An 18729-nucleotide genomic window follows, 5' to 3' on the forward strand; every position below is an offset into this window, starting at 1 on the left:
TGTGGATCCGATTCTCGAACTCAGCGGCCTGTCGAAGGTCTATCCCGGCGGGCTGAAAGCGCTCGACCATGTCGATCTGACTGTCAGCAGGGGCGAGATCTTCGCACTGCTCGGTCCCAATGGGGCGGGCAAGACCACGCTGATCGGTGCGGTCTGCGGGTTGGTCCGGCCCAGTTCGGGCACGATCCACGCTTTCGGCTACGACCTCGCCAACGACTGGCGCCGGGCGCGCAGCCGTATCGGTCTGGTGCCGCAGGAGCTCAGCACCGACATGTTCGAACCCGTCGAGCGTGCGGTCAGCTATTCGCGCGGGCTATTCGGTCTTGCACCCAACCGCGAGCGGATCGAGGAAATCCTGCGCAGCCTGAGCCTGTGGGACAAGCGCGACGAGCGCATCATGGCGTTGTCGGGCGGGATGAAGCGCCGGGTGCTGATTGCCAAGGCGCTGGCGCATGAGCCCGATTTGCTGTTCCTCGACGAGCCCACCGCGGGCGTCGATGTCGAACTCCGTAAGAGCATGTGGGCGATCATCGACGACATGCGCAGCCGCGGCGTGACCATTATTCTCACCACGCATTATATCGAGGAAGCCGAGATGATGGCCGACCGCGTGGGGATCATCAATCGCGGCAAATTGCTGATGGTGGACGAGAAGGATGCCATGATGGCGCGGCTCGGCCGCACCGAGGCGCATATCGCGCTGGCCCAGCCGCTGACCGTACTGCCGCCTGCAATCGCCCGTTTCCCGGTCGAGCTGGAACAGGGCGGAACCTCGCTTTGCTATCGCGGCGGCGACGGGACCGGCAAGGGCAAGGCCGAGGTTGCCGACCTCACCAAGGCACTGATCGCCGCAGAGATCGACTACACCGGCATCGAAACGCGCGAGAGCAGCCTCGAGGACATCTTCGTCTCGCTGCTGGGCGAGGGGGAGGCGGCATGATCTCCTGGCGTTCGACCTGGTCGATCTACACCCGTGAACTGATGCGGTTCCTGCGCACCGCGTTCCAGTCGGTGCTTGCGCCGGTGCTGACCACTTCGCTCTATTTCATCGTCTTCGGCGCGGCGATCGGCGGGCGCATGCCCGATCTCGGGGGGGTCGAGTATGGCGCCTTCATCATTCCCGGCCTGCTGATGCTCACACTGCTGGGCGAGACCACCAGCAATTCCAGTTTCGGCATCTACATGCCGCGCTTTACCGGGACGATCTACGAACTGCTCAGCGCGCCGGTGGGCGTTGCCGAAACGCTGATCGGTTTCGTCGGGGCCGCAATGACCAAGAGCCTGCTGCTCGCCGCGATCATCCTGCTCACCGCGCGATTGTTCGTCGATTATTCGATCGCGCATCCTTTGCTGGCGGTATGCTACATCATGCTGGTCGCCGCGGCCTTCAGCCTGTTCGGCTTCATCCTCGGCATCTGGGCGGACAATTTCGAGAAGCTCGGCATCATCCCGATGCTGTTCCTGACCCCGCTGACCTTTCTCGGCGGGACCTTCTATTCGATCGATATGCTGCCCGAACCGTGGGACACGATCGCGCTCGCCAATCCGATCGTCTATCTGGTCAGCGGCTTGCGCTGGACCTTTTACGGATCGAGCGATGTCGATATTGGGATCAGCTTCGGCATCACGCTTGGCTTCCTCGCAACCTGCGTCGCGGTGATCGCTTATATCTTCAAGACCGGTTGGCGCCTGCGCGCCTGACAGGTTCCATCGATTGGAGGGTGGCGAGGCGCGAAACTAGGCGCTACGCGCAGCCCATGCGCTTTATCTCGTTGATCTTTTCCACCCTGCTGGGCTGTGCCGGGACGGCCGTTCACGCCGAGCTTCCCGAGGGCGCACGCGCGATGATCGATGCAGCCATAGCCAGCGGCGACGAGAAGAAGGTCGCTACGGTTGTCGGCCTTGCGCGCAGCACATGGCCCGAAGAACGCAGCATGATCGATGCGATCAACGACCAGTGGAAGATCACGCTGGCGGCGCGCCGTGCGGCCGAGGCCGAGGCGGAGCAGACCGCGTTGATCAACGCAGGCATGTTCGAGCGCTGGAGCGGCGAAGGCGAGCTGGGTGCTTTCCAGTCGAGCGGCAATACCGAGTCTGTCGGGGTGGTGGCCGCGTTGCGGCTCGATCGCGAAGGCATCGACTGGACCCATTCGATCAGGTTGCGCGCCGATTACCAGCGGCAGAACGGCTCCACCAGCCGCGAACAGTTCGCGGCTTCCTACGAACCGCGCTGGCAGTTCGACGAGAACATCTTCGCCTATGGTCTCGCGCAATATGAACGCGACCGGATCCAGGGCTTCTCCTCGCGCTATTCGGTGTCGGGAGGACTCGGTTATCGCGTGGTCGACAATCCGGAGCTCAAGCTCTCGCTCAAGGCGGGCCCCGCCTACCGCGTGACGGATTTCACCGACGGAACCAGCGCGGATCGGATCGCGGGACTGGTCGGGCTCGATTTCGACTGGCAGGTGCTCGACCGCCTCAAGCTGACGCAGGATGTCGAGGCGCTGGCCGAAACCGGCGCCGAGGCAACGCTGATCTTCGATGGGGCCAACACAACGATCAATCTGGTGACCGGTCTCGATTTCGACGTCAGCAACCGGCTGCGTTCGCGCCTGTCGTACAAGGTGGAGTACGACAGCAACCCGCCAGCGGGGTCGGAAGGCACCGACACGCTGACCCGCGCCACCCTCATCTACGGCTTCTGACCATGAGCGAACGTTTCGCATTCACCATCCACGCTACCGATGGTGCCGCGCGCACTGGCAGCATTGCGATGCAGCGCGGGGAAATCCGCACGCCTGCATTCATGCCGGTCGGCACTGCGGCAACGGTCAAGGCGATGAAGCCCGAGACCGTCCGCAAGACGGGCGCGGACATTATCCTCGGCAATACCTACCACCTGATGCTCCGCCCGGGGGCCGAGCGGGTGGCGAGGCTGGGCGGTCTGCATAAGTTCATGAACTGGCAGCGCCCGATCCTGACCGACAGCGGCGGGTACCAGGTGATGAGCCTGTCCGACCTGCGCAAGCTGACCGAGAAGGGAGTGGAGTTCCGCAGCCATATCGACGGGTCCAAACACATGTTGACGCCCGAGCGCAGCATGGAAATCCAGCGCCTGCTGGGCAGCGACATCGTGATGGCGTTCGACGAATGCCCGCGTGCCGACCGCCCGCGCGACGAGATCGCCGCGAGCATGGAAATGTCGATGCGCTGGGCGCAGCGCAGCCGTGATGGCTTCGACGCGGGCGGCGAGCATGCCGCGCGGTCGGCGCTGTTCGGGATCCAGCAGGGCGCGCTCGACGAGGACCTGCGCCGCATCAGCGCGGACAAGCTCGCCGATATCGGCTTCGACGGATACGCCATCGGCGGGCTCGCCGTGGGCGAGGGGCAGGAGGCGATGTTCGCCACGCTCGATTTCGCCCCCGGTCAATTGCCGACCGACCGCCCGCGCTACCTGATGGGCGTAGGCAAACCCGACGATCTGGTCGGCGCGGTCGAGCGCGGGGTCGATATGTTCGATTGCGTCCTGCCCAGCCGCTCGGGTCGCAACGGCCAGGCCTTCACCTGGAACGGCCCGATCAACCTGCGCAATGCCCGCTTCGCCGAAGATGAAGAACCGCTCGACAGCCGCTGCACCTGCGATACCTGCGGCACCTATACGCGCGCCTATCTGCACCATCTGGTCAAGTCGCAGGAAATCCTCGGCGCGATGTTGATGACCGAGCACAATATCGCGTTCTACCAGCAGCTTATGCAGGCGATGCGCGATGCAATCGCGGCCGGACAATTCGCGCAATTCGCCAGCGATTTCCGCCGCGACTACTTGCGTTGAGGCGCGCGGGCGATAGGCTCCCCGGATGACGGATAATCCCCAGCCGCTCGTCGCGCCCGCAAAATGGGGCCTGCCCTATGCGGAGGACCACATGCAGCCGGCCATTCAACGCGAGCAGAGCTATATCCTCGCCTTCGCAGTACTGACGATTATCGCCTGGCAGACCGAGATCGGGACGCTGGCGCTGATGCCGTTTACGCTATTGGCGACCTGGTTCCACGAGATGGCGCACGGGCTGACCGCGATGTTGCTCGGCGCCGAGTTCGAGCGTCTGGTGATTTTCGCCAATGGCTCGGGCTTTGCCGAATATTCCGGGAGTATGTGGGGCATCGGCCAGGCGATCGTCGCGGCGGCAGGGTTGCTGGGTCCGAGTATTGCGGGGTGCCTGATGATTATCGCCTCGCGGTCGCGGCGGGCCACCCGCTGGGTCCTTCTGGGCTTGGCAGCGGCGCTGGTGGTAACGACGCTCATCTGGGTGCGATCAATAGCGGGCTGGATCGTGCTGCCGCTATTCGCCGTGGCGGCGGGTTACATCGCGCTGCGCGGCAATGCGAAATGGGAACGCATCGCGGTCGAGTTCCTCGGCGTGCAGGGCGCCGTGAGCGTATATCAGGACCTCGGCTATCTCTTCAGTCCTGGCGGCCAGCTTGGCGGGCAAGCGGTCTTGTCCGACACCGGCCGCATCGCCGATGCTCTGTTCCTGCCCTACTGGTTCTGGGGCGGGGCGATCACGCTCGCGATCGCCGCGATGGTGTGGAAATCGCTGCAGGTGGCCAGCCGCTACTGATGCAAAGCGCTCACGGTCCGGATGTGCGTCGAGCAGCAATATGTTCATGTTGGGCCTTCGTCTTGATGCCGCGGACGAGTGTTGCACCCATCCTTGTCCGGCGAAAGGACAAGTGAACCCCCTTCAAGCATGGGTTGAGCCCAAGGCGGTTGTCCATTTGGGTAGGCGGCCATCGGGCCGCAATCAGGCCTCTCTGAGGTTGCATTGATGCCACTGGTTGTTAGGCTTCGACGCATTATTACTTGAGGGGTCGTATTCATGAACAAGCTACTCGCGGGTGTCGCCGCCATTTCTTTTTGCGCGGCTGCCACGCCGCTCTCCGCAGAGACCGTTGAAGAAGACGCTACCGCCTTTGGCGCGCGGCAATCGGTGATCCATGCCAGCCTGTCGCCTTCGGGTGACAAGCTTGCCTATGTCGCCAGCGTCGGCGCGGGCGGCGAAGCGCTTTACACGGTCGACCTTGCTGCGGGCACGCCGCCGCAACGCGCGCTTGCCGCACTCGATGTCATGAGCGATCTGGCCTATTGCAACTGGATCACCGAACAGCGCCTTGTTTGCCAGACGATTGTATCGCGCGAGGACGAGTCGATCGGGCGCTTCATCTCGGCAACCCGCATGATTGCGGTGAATTCCGATGGCAGCGAACCAAACGTTATCGAGGGCGCCCGCTCGCTGCGGGCTCTGAGCCATACCTATTACGGCGGCGGGATCGTCTCGCTCAATGCCGAGAGCGACGACAGTTCGATCCTAGTTAGCCGGTTATATGGCAAGGAAAGCTCGCTCAACACACGCCTTGCCAATCAGAAGGACGGTCTTGGCGTCGTTTCGCACGATGTCGATACGGGGAGAGAAAAGCGTGTCGAAGCGCCGGACAAGGACACTTTCGGATATATCGCGGACAGTAACGGCGTCGTTCGGATAAAAGGCACCGGTAACGCAACAGCGCGCGGTTACTCGAAGGATGAGCTGGCCTACTTTTACCGCGAGCAAGGGTCACAGCGCTGGCAGCCGCTTTCTCGGGCGGAGATCGACAGCCAGACCGTTGATGGATTTGAACCGCATGCTGTCGATGCAGCCGGTAATGTGGTGTATGGTTTCGATTACGGCGACCGGGGTTTTACCAACCTCTATTCGATTGCGCTTGATGGCAGCCTGGCGAAGTCGCTGGTGCTTTCCGCCGAGGGTGCCGATGTCGACGATCTGGTAACGATAGGCCGTCGCCAGCGCGTGATCGGTGCCAGTTTCGCGACCGAGAAACGCTTGGTCAAATATTTCGACCCCGGACTGCGCGATCTGGCTATTGCGCTGGGCAATGCACTTCCCGGCCAGCCCATGGTGAATTTCGTCGGTGCGAGCGAGGACGAGCGCAAGCTGCTGATTGTTACGGGGTCGGATGTCGATCCGGGCATGCTGTATCGCTTCAACCGCGATACCAACGAGCTGAGCCCGTTGCTGCCCGTGCGTGAGATGACCGAGGGGCGCCAACTGGCCGAGATGAAGCCGGTAACCTTTCCTGCCGCCGACGGAACCCTGATCCCCGGCTACCTCACACTGCCGACCGGGTCGGACGGAAAGAACATACCCGCCATCGTCATGCCGCACGGCGGCCCTTCCGCCCGGGACGAATGGGGCTTCGACTGGCTGGTCCAGTTCTTTGCCGCACGGGGCTATGCGGTGCTGCAGCCCAACTTCCGCGGCTCGACAGGCTACGGCAAGGCTTGGTTCGGCAAGAACGGCGTCAAGGCATGGCGTACCGCCATTGGCGATGTACACGATGCCGGTCGCTGGCTGGTCTCGCAGGGGATTGCGAATTCGGAAAAACTTGCGATCGTCGGGTGGTCCTATGGCGGCTACGCAGCGCTGCAATCGCAGGTCGTGGATCCCGAGCTATACAAGGCTGTGGTCGCGGTCGCGCCGGTCACCGATTGGCGGCAGCTGATCGAGGAGGAGAGAATGTCCTCCAATTTCCGCCTCGTTCAGAAATTCGTCGGCGATGGACCGCATCTCGAACAGGGCAGCCCGATGCGCAACGCTCAGTCCTTCGCCGCACCTGTCTTCCTCGTCCATGGCACGGCCGACAACAACGTCGACGTCGAGCAGTCGCGCGATATGGAAGCGGCACTAAGGCGAGCGGGCAAATCCGTCGAGTATCTCGAATTCGAGGGCTTGGAACACTCGCTCCGCGATAGTGCAGCGCGCAAGGACATGCTGATGCGGATCGACGCGTTCCTCTCCACCAACCTCGGCTCCTGAACCAAGGCATACCCACCACAAAGAAAAGGGCGGCCCCGCGCGGGACCGCCCTTTTTCTGTGTCGCTGCCGGTGAGGCTTAGCGCGAGTAGAATTCGACCACGAGGTTCGGTTCCATCGTCACCGGATAAGGCACTTCGTCGAGCTTGGGCACGCGGGTGAAGGTCACCTTGTCGTTGCCGTCGGGAGCGACGTAGTCGGGAATGTCACGCTCGGGCAGGCTCTGCGCTTCGATGACCAACGCCATTTCCTGCGCCTTCTTGCCGAGTGCGACAACGTCGCCGACCTTGACGCGCGCCGAGGCGATGTTGGTCTTCACGCCGTTGAGGAGGATGTGGCCGTGGCTCACGATCTGGCGGGCGGCGAAGATGGTCGGCGCGAACTTGGCGCGATAGACGACCATGTCGAGACGCTGTTCGAGCAGGCCGACGAGGTTCTGGCCCGTGTCGCCCTTCATGGCCGACGCTTCCTTGTAGGTGCGCTTGAACTGCTTCTCGGTGACGTCGCCGTAATAGCCCTTGAGCTTCTGCTTGGCGCGCAGCTGCAGGCCGAAGTCGCTCATCTTGCTCTTGCGGCGCTGACCGTGCTGGCCGGGGCCGTAGGAACGCTTGTTGACCGGGCTGTTCGGGCGACCCCAGATGTTTTCACCCATCCGGCGGTCGAGCTTGTACTTGGCGCTGGTGCGCTTCGTCATAGATATTCTCCAATTTGCTGGGCCATCCCGTCGACGGCCATCAAACCCGGCATCACACCGCCGAACCGGGGGTTCGACGCGGCTTCCGCTTCACCGGGGTGCGGAGCCAATTTGCGAAGGCGCGCTCTTATCAATATCGGGCTGCGCGTCAAGCGGTAACATAGGCGCTCGACAAGGCGGAGCAAGCGGGGCAGGGCGCTGCGCCATGACCCAGGATTACAAACTGCCCGACGACTGCACCGATATGCGCGACGTGCGGCGCGGCGTCGATGCGACCGACCGCGAATTGATGGATTTGCTCGAGCGGCGGTTCGGCTACATGCGCGCGGCGGCACGGATCAAATCCGACCGCCACGCCGTACGCGACGAAGCGCGCAAAGCCGAAGTGGTCGGCAATGCGCGCTCCGATGCGGTTCGCCGCAATCTTCCGGCAGACCCGCTTATGCAGATTTGGGAAGATTTGGTGGAAACCTCAATCGCTTACGAGCTGGTCGAGTGGGACCGGCTCCGCGAAGGAAACTAGCCAGCGGTGCTACGGGTGTTGCCCGTGCCGCTGCGATCCTGGTTTTCACGCGCGGCAGCGCTAGCGGCTTCGCGCTCGATCTTCCATGCGGCGTTAGTCTTGCAAACCCTCTTGCCGCCCAGGCGCGAGCCTACGGGCGGGGGCTGACGCTTGCAAACGATCGTCGCCTCATCCTTGGCGGCTGCACTGTCCTCGTCCCCGACTACGCCCTTTTCGCCATCCGCCAATGCGGATGAGGGAAGCAGAAAGAGTGCGGCAGCGCTCGCAGCGATAGTCAGATACTTGGTCTTCACATTTTCCTCCTGTGAGCCAGCCCATGGCATGGGCCATCGATAGGCAATCCGCGCTAGTCCACCCCAAGCGTGAGGCGCGGATTGCAAGATGCGAAAGCAGCCTATCGAGCCCAGCCGGGATTGTCAGGGATTATTTCTGATCCGCCCGCGCCGTTCGACATCATTCGCCGTTTCGCGTGTCGTCCGTTCCCATTCTTCCCACTTATAAACCGGCAGGCAGACCTCGCGACCAGGGATGCGCGTGCCCGCCTTGGGGGCCAGTTCACGACAAACGATGGTTTCGTCCTGGCGCTCCACCGCAGCGTCTTCGGCCTCATCGCTCAAAGCAACCTTTGCGGCCGCGTCGGGATTTTCGGAATCGTCCTGAGCAATCGCAGGAACTGTGAAGAATAGGGCGCCAGCAAAAAGCGCTATTGTAGCTGTATTTGTCATGTCTTGTCCTCTCACCATCCGACCCTTGCAAAAGGAGGGCAGAAAAAGACTACCACAAGATCGCGAAATCAAGAAATTAGAAGGACCTAGTCTCTGGGTGGGCGTGCCAGGGAAGACAAAACCCCGCGCAGGGTGCGGACTTCGAGATGGTTCCAGCCCGGCTTGGTGAGCACACCGCGCAGGGTCCGGCGCGATGCTTCGGCGCGCGACTCGGGGAGGAAATAGCCCTTGGGTGCAAGCATGCCCTCGAGATGCGCCACCAGCCCATCGAGATCTTCCTGCGGGGCGGGTGGCAGGAGGTCTTCCTGCGTGGGCTGGACCAATTGTTCGTGCTTCGACCATTCATAGGCGCACAGGATCACCGCCTGCGCGAGGTTGAGCGATCCGAATTCTGGATTGATCGGTACGGTCAGGATCGCGCGGGCCAGCGCTACGTCCTCGGTCTCCAGACCCGAACGCTCGGGCCCGAACAGGATCGCGCTGCGACCCTGCGCTGCGGCGATTTCCTGGCTGGCTTGCTCGGGCGTGACGACCGGCTTGGTCACACCGCGCTTGCGCACTGTCGTGGCATAAACATGCGCGCAATCGGCGACGGCTTCGGCAGTGGTGGCAAACACTTGGGCCTGATTGAGCACGATGTCCGCGCCCGCCGCGGCAGGGCCGGCCGCGGGGTTGGGCCAGCCGTCGCGCGGCTCGACCAACCGCATTTCGACCAGTCCGAAATTGAGCATCGCGCGCGCCGCCTTGCCGATATTCTCACCCAGCTGCGGGCGGACGAGGACGATTACGGGTTTGCGCGTATCAGCTTCGCTCATTGGCGGCCGCTTCCTGCACAGTGCTGGCAAATTCCTCGAAATCGCGCGCTTCGCTGAAGTCGCGATAGACCGAGGCAAAGCGGATATAGGCGACGCTGTCCAAGCCGCGCAGTCCGTCCATCACCATTTCGCCGATACGCTGCGAAGCAATCTCCGCCTCGCCCGCGGTTTCGACCTGGCGCTGGATCCCGCTGACCAGCTGATCGATGCGTTCCTGCGGGACATCGCGCTTGCGGCAGGCGAGCGCAATCGACTGTTCGAGCTTGGTACGGTCGAAGGGCTGGCGGCGGTCGCCCGATTTGAGCACGGTAACCTCGCGCAGCTGGACGCGTTCGAAGGTGGTGAAGCGCGCGCCGCAGCTGGAACATTGCCGCCGCCGCCGGATCGAAGTGGAATCCTCGGTCGGACGACTGTCCTTTACCTGGCTGTCGTCATGCGCGCAGAAAGGGCAGCGCATTTACGGTCGGAGACGTTTGTAGAGCATGAAACCTGCGCCTGCGACGAGACCGATCGGCCAGGTCACGACGGGCAGCAGGCCGCCCGCAATCGCGCCGACGGCCGCGCCGGTCAGCACCGGTTTGGTCGAAGGATGGTCGAGGCCCTTGGTCGCCATGTCCTTCACCTCGTCCTTGGCGTCGGAAAGAAGCTCGTGATCCTGGTGCTTGGGGTCCTGCTCGTCCATCACTCGTCTCCTCAGCGCCCCGGATAGACGGGGAAGGCAGCGCACAGTTCGGCAACCTTGCCGCGCACCTGCTCTTCGACCTGGCCGTCGCCCTCGGGGCCGTTGCGCGACATCCCATCTACCACTTCGCAGATCAGCGCGCCAATGGTTCTGAACTCGTCAGGCCCGAAACCGCGCGTGGTCCCTGCCGGCGTGCCGAGGCGGATGCCACTGGTCACGAAGGGGCTGCGCGTGTCGTAAGGGATGCCGTTCTTGTTGCAGGTCAGCCAGGCGCGGTCGAGCCCGGCTTCGGCGGCCTTGCCGGTCACGTCCTTGGCGGTGAGATCGACCAGCATGGAGTGGTTGTCCGTCCCGCCCGACACGACGCGCAAGCCATTGGCCTCGATCCCTTCGGCCAGCGCGCGGGCGTTGTCGACGACGCGCCGCGCATAGTCCTTGAAGTCGGGGCGCAGCGCCTCGCCAAAGGCCACAGCCTTGGCGGCGACGACATGCATCAGCGGGCCGCCCTGCATGCCGGGGAAAACCGCCATGTTGAACGGCTTGGTCAGCGCCTCGTCATTCCACAGGATCACGCCCGAACGCGGGCCGCGCAGCGATTTGTGCGTAGTGGTGGTCACGACATGCGCATGGGGGAAAGGATTGGGGTGGGCGCCGCCCGCGACGAGGCCCGAAATGTGGCTCATGTCGACCATCAGATAGGCACCGACTTCATCCGCCACCATGCGGAAAGCGGCCCAGTCCCACACGCGCGAATAGGCAGTGCCGCCCGCAATGATGAGCTTGGGCTTGTTGGCTTTGGCGATCGCCATGACTTCGTCCATGTCGATCAGCTCGTTATCCTGGCGCACACCGTAGCTGACCGGATTGAACCACTTGCCGCTCATATTGACCGGCGAGCCATGCGTGAGGTGACCACCCGAATTGAGGTCGAGCCCCATGAAAGTGTCGCCCGGCTGCAGCAGCGCAAGGAACACGGCCTGGTTCATCTGGCTGCCCGAATTGGGCTGGACGTTGGCGAATTCGCACCCGAACAACTTCTTGGCGCGGTCGATCGCCAGCGTTTCGATGACGTCGGCATAGTCGCAGCCGCCGTAATAGCGCTTGCCGGGATAGCCTTCGGCATATTTGTTGGTGAACACGCTACCCGTGGCTTCGAGAACCGCGGTGGAGGCGATGTTTTCGCTGGCGATCAGCTCGATCTTGTCCTGCTGGCGGGCCAATTCGTTGCGGATCGCAGCATGGATCTCGGGATCGGCTTCGGCCAGCGTATCGTGCCAGAAACGGTCCCTCGGATCGCGCGCGGTGTCTTTTGCCTGGGTAGCCATAGATCAGATGTCCGGGTTGGAAAGCTTGTCGACGCGGCGCTGGTGGCGGCCGCCGGCGAAGGGGGTTTCGAGGAAGGCGGAAAGGCACGCCTTGGCCATGTCGCTGCCCGTCAGGCGGGCGCCCATGGCGATGCAGTTCGCATCATTGTGTTCGCGGGCGAGGGTGGCCGAGAGGGGTTCCCCCACCAGCGCGCAGCGCATGGCGGGATTGCGGTTGACGCTCATCGAAATGCCGATCCCGCTCCCGCACAGGGCAACACCGCGCTCGGCGGTGCCATCGGCGACGACGCTGGCCAGCTTGTAGCCGAAGTCGGGATAATCGACGCTGTCGGCGGTCTCGGGACCAAGGTCGGCGACCTCGTGGCCCTGTTCGATCAACCAGTCGCGCAGCTCGGTCTTGAGATCGAGCGCGGCGTGGTCGGATGCTATGGCGATACGCATGCGCGCCCCATAGTCGTTTCCGCCGCGGCTCGCCACCTCCTTGTGGCGGTTGCCCACGCCGGATTGATAGGGTCAGTTGTCGATCGCGATATCGCGGATATCGTCTAGCACATAGGGCTTGGTCAGCGTGGTGACATCTGCCAATTCTGCCGGGTGTTCGGCGTCGCCGTAGCCGCTGGCGAAGACGAAGCGGACGCCCTTGCGCACGAGCTCGAAGGCGATGGGGTAGCTTTTCTCGCCATGCAGATTGATGTCGAGAATGGCAAAATCGAACGTCCCGGCTTCGACCTGATCGAGCCCTTCTTCAAGCGAGCCCACGGCGACCACATCGGCGCCGTCCTCGAGGAGCATGTCCTCGAGCGAGAAGGCAATGATGGGCTCGTCCTCGACCACCAGGATCCGCTTGCCGGTCAGGGGCATAGAATGCCCTCGAGGCGGCAGTGGAGGCCGGCGGGTGCATAGTCGATCTCGGTGCGGCTCCCCGGTGTGCCGAGCCCGCGCTTGATGAGCCGCGATCCAAATCCGGTCCTGTCCGGCTTCGCGACCGTCGGGCCGCCGGTTTCGCGCCAATCGAGAACGAGCCGGCTGCCGTCGGCGCCCTGTTCGAGCGACCAGTGAATATCAACCGAGCCACCCTCGGTCGAAAACGCGCCGTACTTCACCGCATTGGTGCACAATTCATGGATCACCATCGCCAAGGCGACGGCGGGCTGCGGCTCGAGACGGATATCCGGCCCATCGAGCGTATAGCGGGACTGGCGGGTCCCGGCGGTTGCTTCGAGCGCCCCCCGGACAATGGTTGCCAGATCCGCCGATTCCCACCGCCGTTCGGTCAGCAGGCTGTGCGCACTGGCCAAAGCCGCCAGCCGTTCGACGAAGATATCGAGCTGGGGATTTTGCTTGTCACCCCTGAACGATTGCTGCGCCAGGCCCTGAACGACAGCCAGCGTGTTTTTCACGCGGTGGTTGAGTTCGTTGATCAGGATGCGCTGGCTTTCCTCGGCCACCACTTCCTCGGTGACATCATACCCCTGGACCAGCACACCCTCGAAGCGATCGGGACCGCGAATGGGCTGGAATATGAATTCGAGATGCCGTTCGCGCAGTTCGTCGTCATCGCTGCTTTTCAGCAGGACCTTTTCCCGGCGTCCGAAATAGGGTTCGCCGGTCCTCATGACCCTGTCGAGCACCTGGACGAAGCCCTGTTCGGCGATTTCGGGCAGCGCCTCCGCCACACTCTTGCCTTCCAGTTCGCGCTCCCCGATCAGGCGGCGATAGGCGGCATTCGACATGACGAAGCGGTGTTCCGGACCTGCAAGTACGGCCACGAAACCGGGCGCCTGTTCCAGCAAGGCGCGCAGCCGGTCCAATTCCTTCGACGCGCCGCGCCACCGCTCTTCGACCGCTTCGGCCCGGCGGACAACGCCCGCAGTATCGCGCTGTTCGATCTTCGTGATCTGGATGGGATGCTGGAGAATGTATTCGACGGCCCCGCTATCGTCGAGGATCGGAACCTGGGTCGTGCTCCAGATATGCGCATCCATGCCGCCCGAGGCATTGGGAATATCGTATTTTATATGCGCGATTTCGTCGGGCTCACCCGTCTCGAGCACCCGGTCGAAAGAGGTCTGGAGTTGTTGGCGGCTCTCACCTTCGTTCGGGAATGCATCGAATACATGACGGCCGACGATGTCGTCGCGCTCGCGATCCATGAGCTCGAGATAGGTATCGTTTGCCCATCGTATATTCAGCTCGTGATCGAGCAGCAGATAGGCGTTCGGCGAGTGCGCGAGCACGAGCTTGAAGTCGATAGCCCTATCCAACGTCGATGATCCCCGAACACCGGCCAATTTCGCGACCGGGCCCCCTCGTATTTCTCCCCGCATGGCGCCTTAAAGCATTGGACGCCCAACGGTTCCCGGCAATCTTAAAGAATTTGCCGGTTGGGGTGATGGGCATGCGCTCCCGCAGGTTGCGCATGCGTCTACTGATCGAGGAACGAACGCATCTTGCGGCTACGGCTCGGGTGCTTGAGCTTGCGCAAAGCCTTGGCCTCGATCTGGCGGATACGTTCACGGGTGACCGAGAACTGCTGGCCGACTTCCTCAAGCGTGTGATCGGTGTTCATGCCGATACCGAAGCGCATGCGCAGTACGCGTTCTTCGCGCGGGGTGAGGCTGGCCAGAACCCGGGTCACGGTTTCCTTGAGGTTGGCCTGGATCGCGGCATCGACGGGGATGATCGCGTTCTTGTCCTCGATGAAATCGCCCAGATGCAGAATCTTCCTCGTCGCCGATCGGCGTTTCGAGGCTGATCGGTTCCTTGGCGATCTTCATCACCTTGCGCACCTTCTCGAGCGGCATCGAGAGCTTCTCGGCCATCTCTTCGGGTGTCGGTTCGCGGCCCTGGTCGTGCAGGAACTGGCGGCTGCAGCGCACCAGCTTATTGATCGTCTCGATCATGTGGACCGGGATGCGGATCGTGCGTGCCTGATCGGCGATCGAGCGGGTAATTGCCTGACGGATCCACCAGGTGGCATAGGTGCTGAACTTGTAACCGCGGCGGTATTCGAATTTGTCGACCGCCTTCATCAGGCCGATGTTGCCTTCCTGGATGAGATCCAGGAACTGCAGGCCGCGGTTGGTGTATTTCTTGGCGATCGAGATCACGAGGCGCAAATTCGCCTCGACCATTTCCTTCTTGGCGATACGCGCCTCGCGCTCGCCCTTCTGGACCATGTTCACGATACGGCGGAACTCTTCCAGCGCCATGCCGGTCTGGCTGGCGATGTCCGAGATCTCGGCACGGATGCGTTCGACCGCATCGCCTTCCTTCTCGGCGAAGGCCGCCCACTTCTTGTCCTTCTTGGCGCGTTCCTTGAGCCAGCTATCGTCGAGCTCGTTGCCGATATAGGCATCGAGGAAATCGATCCGCTTGACCTTGTGGCGTTCGGCAAGGCGCAGCATCTGGCCGCCCAGCGCGGTCAGGCGGCGGTTGAAGGCGTAGAGATTGTCGACCAGGAATTCGATCTTGGTCGCGTGGAACTGGACGCTTTCGACTTCGGCGGTGAGCTGTTCCGAAAGCGCTTCGTATTTCTTTTCCTTGGCGCGGGTGAAAACCTCGCCCTTGGCCATCAGGTCGACGCGCTCCTTCTGGAGCTTCTCGAATTTGCCGAAGAGGTCGGCGATGCGCGCGAACCGTTCGATGGCATCCGGCTTGAGCGCGGCTTCCATCTGAGCAAGGGACATGGTGTTGTCCTCTTCCTCTTCGTCGTCGCTCTTGGACGAACCTTCCTCGCCCTCTTCGCCTTCTTCTTCCGAATCCTCGTCTTCATCGTCGTCGCGAATCGTCGGACCGGCGGTTTCCTCGGAAATCTCGCCGTCGTCGTCTTCATCCTCGCCCGCTTCCATCTTCTCGGGCGGGGGTTCCTTCGACAGCATGGCATCGAGATCGAGGATCTCGCGCAGCTGCATTTCCTCGGCGTTGAGCGCTTCGGACCACTGGATGATGGCGTGGAAGGTGATCGGGCTCTGGCACAGGCCCATGATCATCATGTCGCGGCCGGCTTCGATGCGCTTGGCGATCGCGATTTCGCCTTCGCGGCTGAGCAGTTCGACCGCGCCCATTTCGCGCAGGTACATGCGGACCGGGTCATCGGTGCGTTCGCCGGTGGCGAGCTTGCGCGTGGCGGTGGGCTTGTTGGCTGCGGCCTTGGTGTCTTTCTTGGCACCCGCTGCGATTTCCTCGACTTCGGAATCTTCCTCGGCCGCGGCTTCGGCTTCCTCGTCGCTTTCGACGATCTGCACACCCATGTCGGACAGGGCGGACTGGATATCTTCGATCTGGTCCGAACTCATCTCGCCCTGCGGCAGCGCGTCGTTGAGCTCGTCGTAGGTGACGTAACCCTTGCGCTTCGCCTTGGCGATCAGCTTCTTGATCGAGGCTTCGTTGAGGTCGATCAGGGGAGCGTCGCCATCGTCCGTGGTCTTCGACTTGGTGGCCATAAAGATTTCTAATCCAGTCTAAAACTTCCAGCGGGCCGCGTTCCCGCCAAGATCATGTGTCCGATTCGCCGTCTGCTGCAGCTTTCCTACGCCCAAAACGCTTCAAACGCTCGTTCAGGGCCAGCAATCGCTCGCGCAATCGGCCCTGTTCGGCGATGGAACCTTCCGGATCGCGTTCAAAGCGCGCTGTAGCCTCCGCCAAAGCGGATTCCAGCGCTGGTCTTTCGACCAGGAGCGACACGGCCTCGGCCAGATCCTCGCGCGCATCACCCGGGTCGATGCCTTCATCGAGGAAGGCGAATAAGGTTTTTGCCGGTGGGGCGGGAAGGCCTCGCTCGAGCGATATGGTCGATTGCGCGGACAAATCAAGCGTCTCGGCAGCTTCAAGCAGCGAATCGAGTGCCGGACCGACATTTTGGTCACGCCGCGCGAGGTCCGAAAGCGCGTCTTCGTGGCGCAGGATCTGATCGGGAAACTTGACCAGTCCCGCGATCACCGCGCGGGTCAGCGAATCGCGCGCACCGCCCGCCATCGCCCGCGTCAGGCTGTCGCGGGCCTCGGGCGACAAGCGGGGTGCGGGGGGCTTGAAGCCGCCCTTCTGCCACTCGCCGCGCGGGCGGAATTCGCGCGGCGGGCGCGGGGGGAAGGCATAGGCGGAGAACCGCTCCAGCAGCTCGCGCTTGTACAGCGCGCGAATATCGGGGTGCTGGATGCTATCGACATGGTCGAGCAGGCGCGCCTTGAGCCCGGCCTTGTCCTCGGGCGAATTGAGCGGGGCAGCCGCTTTCTCGAAGTCCCACAGTGTGTCGAGCAGGCTGGCCGGTTCGGCAAGCAATTGCTCGATTGCGCCGACGCCCTGGTCGCGGACGACATCGTCGGGGTCCATCCCCGTGGGGAGGCGCACGATTGCCAGCGAATGCGCAGGGCGCAGCATCGGCAGGGCGCGGGAAATGGCGCGCATCGCCGCGCGTTGCCCGGCCTTGTCGCCATCGAAGCACAGGATCGGCCGTTCGACCTGGCGCCAGAGCAGCTCGATCTGGTTTTCGGTCAGCGCGGTCCCCAGCGGGGCGACCGCCTCGCGAATGCCCGCATTGGCCAGCGCGATGGCGTCCATATAGCCTTCGACCACGATCATCCGTCCGCTCTGCCGCGCGGTGGGCGCAGCGCGGTGGAGATTGTAAAGCGTGCGGCCCTTGTCGAACAGCGGTGTATCGGGGCTGTTGAGATATTTGGGCGCGTTGGGATTGGCTTCGCTGTCGAGGATCCGGCCGCCAAAGGCGATCACCCGCCCACGCGTATCGTGGATCGGCAGCATCAACCGGCTGCGGAAGCGGTCGTAGGGTTCCTTGTCCTCGACCGTGATCCGCATGCCCGCCTCGATCAGCATGGGCTCCTCGAACCGGCCCAGCGCGCGCTTGAGCGCCTGCCGGTCCTCAGGCGCATAGCCGAAACCGAATTCGCGCACCGTCGCATCGGAAAACCCGCGCCGCCCGAGATAGCTGCGCGCCTGCACCCCGTCTGCGCCGCGCAAATTACCCTCGAACCATTCCTGCGCCGCGGCGGTCACATCGTGGAGGCTGGCGCGTTGCTCGGCGCGGCGGGCGGCCTGCGGATCGGGGGCGGGGACTTCCATCCCGGCTTCTGCGGCCAGTTCCTTCACCGCATCCATGAACGGCAGGCCGCGCTGGTCGGTCAGCCAGCGGATCGCATCGCCATGCGCCTCGCAGCCGAAGCAATGGTAGAAGCCCTTCTCGTCATTGACGTAGAAACTCGGCGTCTTCTCGTTATGGAACGGGCAACAGGCCTTGAACTCGCGGCCCGCCTTGGTCAGCCGCAGGGTACGACCGATCACCGCGGACAGCGTGGTCCGCATGCGCAATTCGTCTAACCATTGGGGTGACAGGGCCATAAGGTCGCAGACCTTATCGCCGGTATGCGGCCACCGCTAGCGCGCGGCGGAACCCTCCACAGGCTTATCCTCCGGCGGGAACGGGCCGGTGGTAGCAACCTGCTGGCCGTCGAGTTCGAACAGATAGGCTTCCGCCGGACCCTGAGGCGCAGCGGTGGACTGCCACCACAGCGTGACCGTGCCGCCCGGTTGCCAGCCCGAACCGCGCACCACGCGCCAGATCAGGCTGCCATTGTCATTGGTGATCGAAATTGCATCGGGATCGCCCAGCGCGGCTTCGGCCTCCGCTGTCGAATAGCCGACCGCCTGGTTGAACCCGGTCGCCGCGCGAAGCGTGCGGAACAGCGTGGGCGGGGTTTCGCGCAGGTCGGGAGCATCGGCGACAGGACCTTCGGCGACGTCTTCGGCGTCCACCAGCGTGATTGAATGGACGTAGGTGTAGACAGTGCCCGCAGGCATCTCACCGGGTTCGCACACTAGCGTCCCGGCGGGGCAGGCGACATAGCTGACCAGCGTGCCGATCTGGCGATTGCCCGCGCTGAGCACGGTTTCGACCTCGGGTCCCTGCGGCCCGACGATCTTCGCGCCGAGCGTTCCCAGATCGAGATCCGCCCCGACCAGCGTGCGCGGGGCGGCGATGGTCGGCGTGGGGGAAGGCGCGGGCGCCGGCTCGCTATTCCCGCAGCCAGCCAAGGCCAAACACCCGATAGTGGCCGCGATCGCGGTGGCGCGGATCATGCG

At 63.2% G+C, this 18729-nt stretch carries 21 protein-coding genes; 7 read left to right on the forward strand and 14 right to left on the reverse strand.

Features of this window, described 5'->3' with window-relative positions:
- Position 1 precedes the first annotated feature (1 nt).
- The 6 genes from VWN43_RS05680 (at position 2) to VWN43_RS05705 (ending at position 6872) form a co-directional block, all read left to right on the forward strand.
- Complete coding sequence (locus VWN43_RS05680) at positions 2-940, forward strand: ABC transporter ATP-binding protein (protein ID WP_320180321.1); 939 nt, start codon at positions 2-4, stop codon at positions 938-940.
- Positions 937-1701, forward strand: coding sequence for an ABC transporter permease (locus VWN43_RS05685; RefSeq protein ID WP_253515970.1), 765 nt, complete (start codon positions 937-939; stop codon positions 1699-1701). The genes VWN43_RS05680 and VWN43_RS05685 overlap by 4 nt, the downstream gene beginning before the upstream one ends.
- Before the next feature lie 56 nt (positions 1702-1757).
- On the forward strand, positions 1758-2705 hold the full coding sequence (locus VWN43_RS05690; RefSeq protein WP_330768343.1) for a DUF481 domain-containing protein: 948 nt from the start codon (positions 1758-1760) through the stop codon (positions 2703-2705).
- A gap of 2 nt (positions 2706-2707) precedes the next feature.
- The gene (gene tgt, locus VWN43_RS05695; RefSeq protein WP_320180318.1) at positions 2708-3832 is read left to right on the forward strand and encodes a tRNA guanosine(34) transglycosylase Tgt; all 1125 of its coding nucleotides are present in this window, start codon (positions 2708-2710) and stop codon (positions 3830-3832) included.
- 25 nt (positions 3833-3857) lie between these two features.
- Positions 3858-4619: a M50 family metallopeptidase gene (locus VWN43_RS05700; protein WP_320180317.1), complete on the forward strand. Its 762-nt coding sequence runs from the start codon at positions 3858-3860 to the stop codon at positions 4617-4619.
- A 258-nt stretch (positions 4620-4877) separates the two neighbouring features.
- Positions 4878-6872, forward strand: a complete 1995-nt coding sequence (locus VWN43_RS05705) for an alpha/beta hydrolase family protein (protein ID WP_320180316.1) — start codon at positions 4878-4880, stop codon at positions 6870-6872.
- A gap of 77 nt (positions 6873-6949) precedes the next feature.
- Here VWN43_RS05705 and rpsD read toward each other — a convergent pair whose 3' ends face one another.
- Positions 6950-7564 carry a 30S ribosomal protein S4 gene (rpsD, locus tag VWN43_RS05710; RefSeq protein WP_253515954.1) on the reverse strand — a complete coding sequence of 205 codons (615 nt, stop codon included), beginning with the start codon at positions 7562-7564 and terminating at the stop codon, positions 6950-6952.
- A 205-nt stretch (positions 7565-7769) separates the two neighbouring features.
- Between rpsD and VWN43_RS05715 the strand changes: the two genes are divergently transcribed.
- Positions 7770-8087: a chorismate mutase gene (locus VWN43_RS05715; protein WP_320180315.1), complete on the forward strand. Its 318-nt coding sequence runs from the start codon at positions 7770-7772 to the stop codon at positions 8085-8087.
- On the opposite strand, the gene VWN43_RS05720 is transcribed toward VWN43_RS05715, so the two are convergent.
- The 13 genes from VWN43_RS05720 to VWN43_RS05775 form a co-directional block, all read right to left on the reverse strand.
- Positions 8084-8380: a hypothetical protein gene (locus tag VWN43_RS05720; protein WP_320180314.1), complete on the reverse strand. Its 297-nt coding sequence runs from the start codon at positions 8378-8380 to the stop codon at positions 8084-8086. The genes VWN43_RS05715 and VWN43_RS05720 overlap by 4 nt on opposite strands.
- A 123-nt stretch (positions 8381-8503) precedes the next feature.
- Positions 8504-8812: a hypothetical protein gene (locus VWN43_RS05725; RefSeq protein ID WP_320180313.1), complete on the reverse strand. Its 309-nt coding sequence runs from the start codon at positions 8810-8812 to the stop codon at positions 8504-8506.
- Between the two features lie 86 nt (positions 8813-8898).
- On the reverse strand, positions 8899-9627 hold the full coding sequence (locus VWN43_RS05730; RefSeq protein WP_320180312.1) for an RNA methyltransferase: 729 nt from the start codon (positions 9625-9627) through the stop codon (positions 8899-8901).
- Positions 9614-10084 (reverse strand): transcriptional regulator NrdR, encoded by a 471-nt coding sequence (nrdR, locus tag VWN43_RS05735; protein WP_253515924.1) that lies wholly within the window; start codon positions 10082-10084, stop codon positions 9614-9616. Before nrdR ends, VWN43_RS05730 begins: the two co-directional genes overlap by 14 nt.
- Positions 10085-10309, reverse strand: coding sequence for a hypothetical protein (locus tag VWN43_RS05740; RefSeq protein WP_320180311.1), 225 nt, complete (start codon positions 10307-10309; stop codon positions 10085-10087). It abuts the gene before it with no gap.
- An 11-nt stretch (positions 10310-10320) separates the two neighbouring features.
- Positions 10321-11634 carry a serine hydroxymethyltransferase gene (gene glyA / locus VWN43_RS05745; RefSeq protein ID WP_320180310.1) on the reverse strand — a complete coding sequence of 438 codons (1314 nt, stop codon included), beginning with the start codon at positions 11632-11634 and terminating at the stop codon, positions 10321-10323.
- A gap of 3 nt (positions 11635-11637) precedes the next feature.
- Complete coding sequence (rpiB, locus tag VWN43_RS05750; protein WP_320180309.1) at positions 11638-12075, reverse strand: ribose 5-phosphate isomerase B; 438 nt, start codon at positions 12073-12075, stop codon at positions 11638-11640.
- A gap of 72 nt (positions 12076-12147) precedes the next feature.
- Positions 12148-12495, reverse strand: a complete 348-nt coding sequence (locus tag VWN43_RS05755) for a response regulator (RefSeq protein ID WP_320180308.1) — start codon at positions 12493-12495, stop codon at positions 12148-12150.
- On the reverse strand, positions 12486-13898 hold the full coding sequence (locus VWN43_RS05760; RefSeq protein WP_320180307.1) for a sensor histidine kinase: 1413 nt from the start codon (positions 13896-13898) through the stop codon (positions 12486-12488). The genes VWN43_RS05755 and VWN43_RS05760 overlap by 10 nt, the downstream gene beginning before the upstream one ends.
- A 161-nt stretch (positions 13899-14059) precedes the next feature.
- Positions 14060-14272, reverse strand: coding sequence for a sigma-70 family RNA polymerase sigma factor (locus VWN43_RS16335; protein WP_420493559.1), 213 nt, complete (start codon positions 14270-14272; stop codon positions 14060-14062).
- Positions 14181-16079 (reverse strand): RNA polymerase sigma factor RpoD, encoded by a 1899-nt coding sequence (gene rpoD, locus VWN43_RS05765; protein WP_420493560.1) that lies wholly within the window; start codon positions 16077-16079, stop codon positions 14181-14183. The genes VWN43_RS16335 and rpoD overlap by 92 nt, the downstream gene beginning before the upstream one ends.
- A 52-nt stretch (positions 16080-16131) precedes the next feature.
- Positions 16132-17988 carry a DNA primase gene (gene dnaG, locus VWN43_RS05770; RefSeq protein ID WP_320180305.1) on the reverse strand — a complete coding sequence of 619 codons (1857 nt, stop codon included), beginning with the start codon at positions 17986-17988 and terminating at the stop codon, positions 16132-16134.
- A gap of 36 nt (positions 17989-18024) precedes the next feature.
- The gene (locus tag VWN43_RS05775) at positions 18025-18726 is read right to left on the reverse strand and encodes a hypothetical protein (RefSeq protein ID WP_320180304.1); all 702 of its coding nucleotides are present in this window, start codon (positions 18724-18726) and stop codon (positions 18025-18027) included.
- Positions 18727-18729 lie beyond the last annotated feature (3 nt).

Source organism: Qipengyuania sp. HL-TH1 (assembly GCF_036365825.1).
Taxonomy (GTDB): Bacteria; Pseudomonadota; Alphaproteobacteria; order Sphingomonadales; family Sphingomonadaceae; genus Qipengyuania; species Qipengyuania profunda.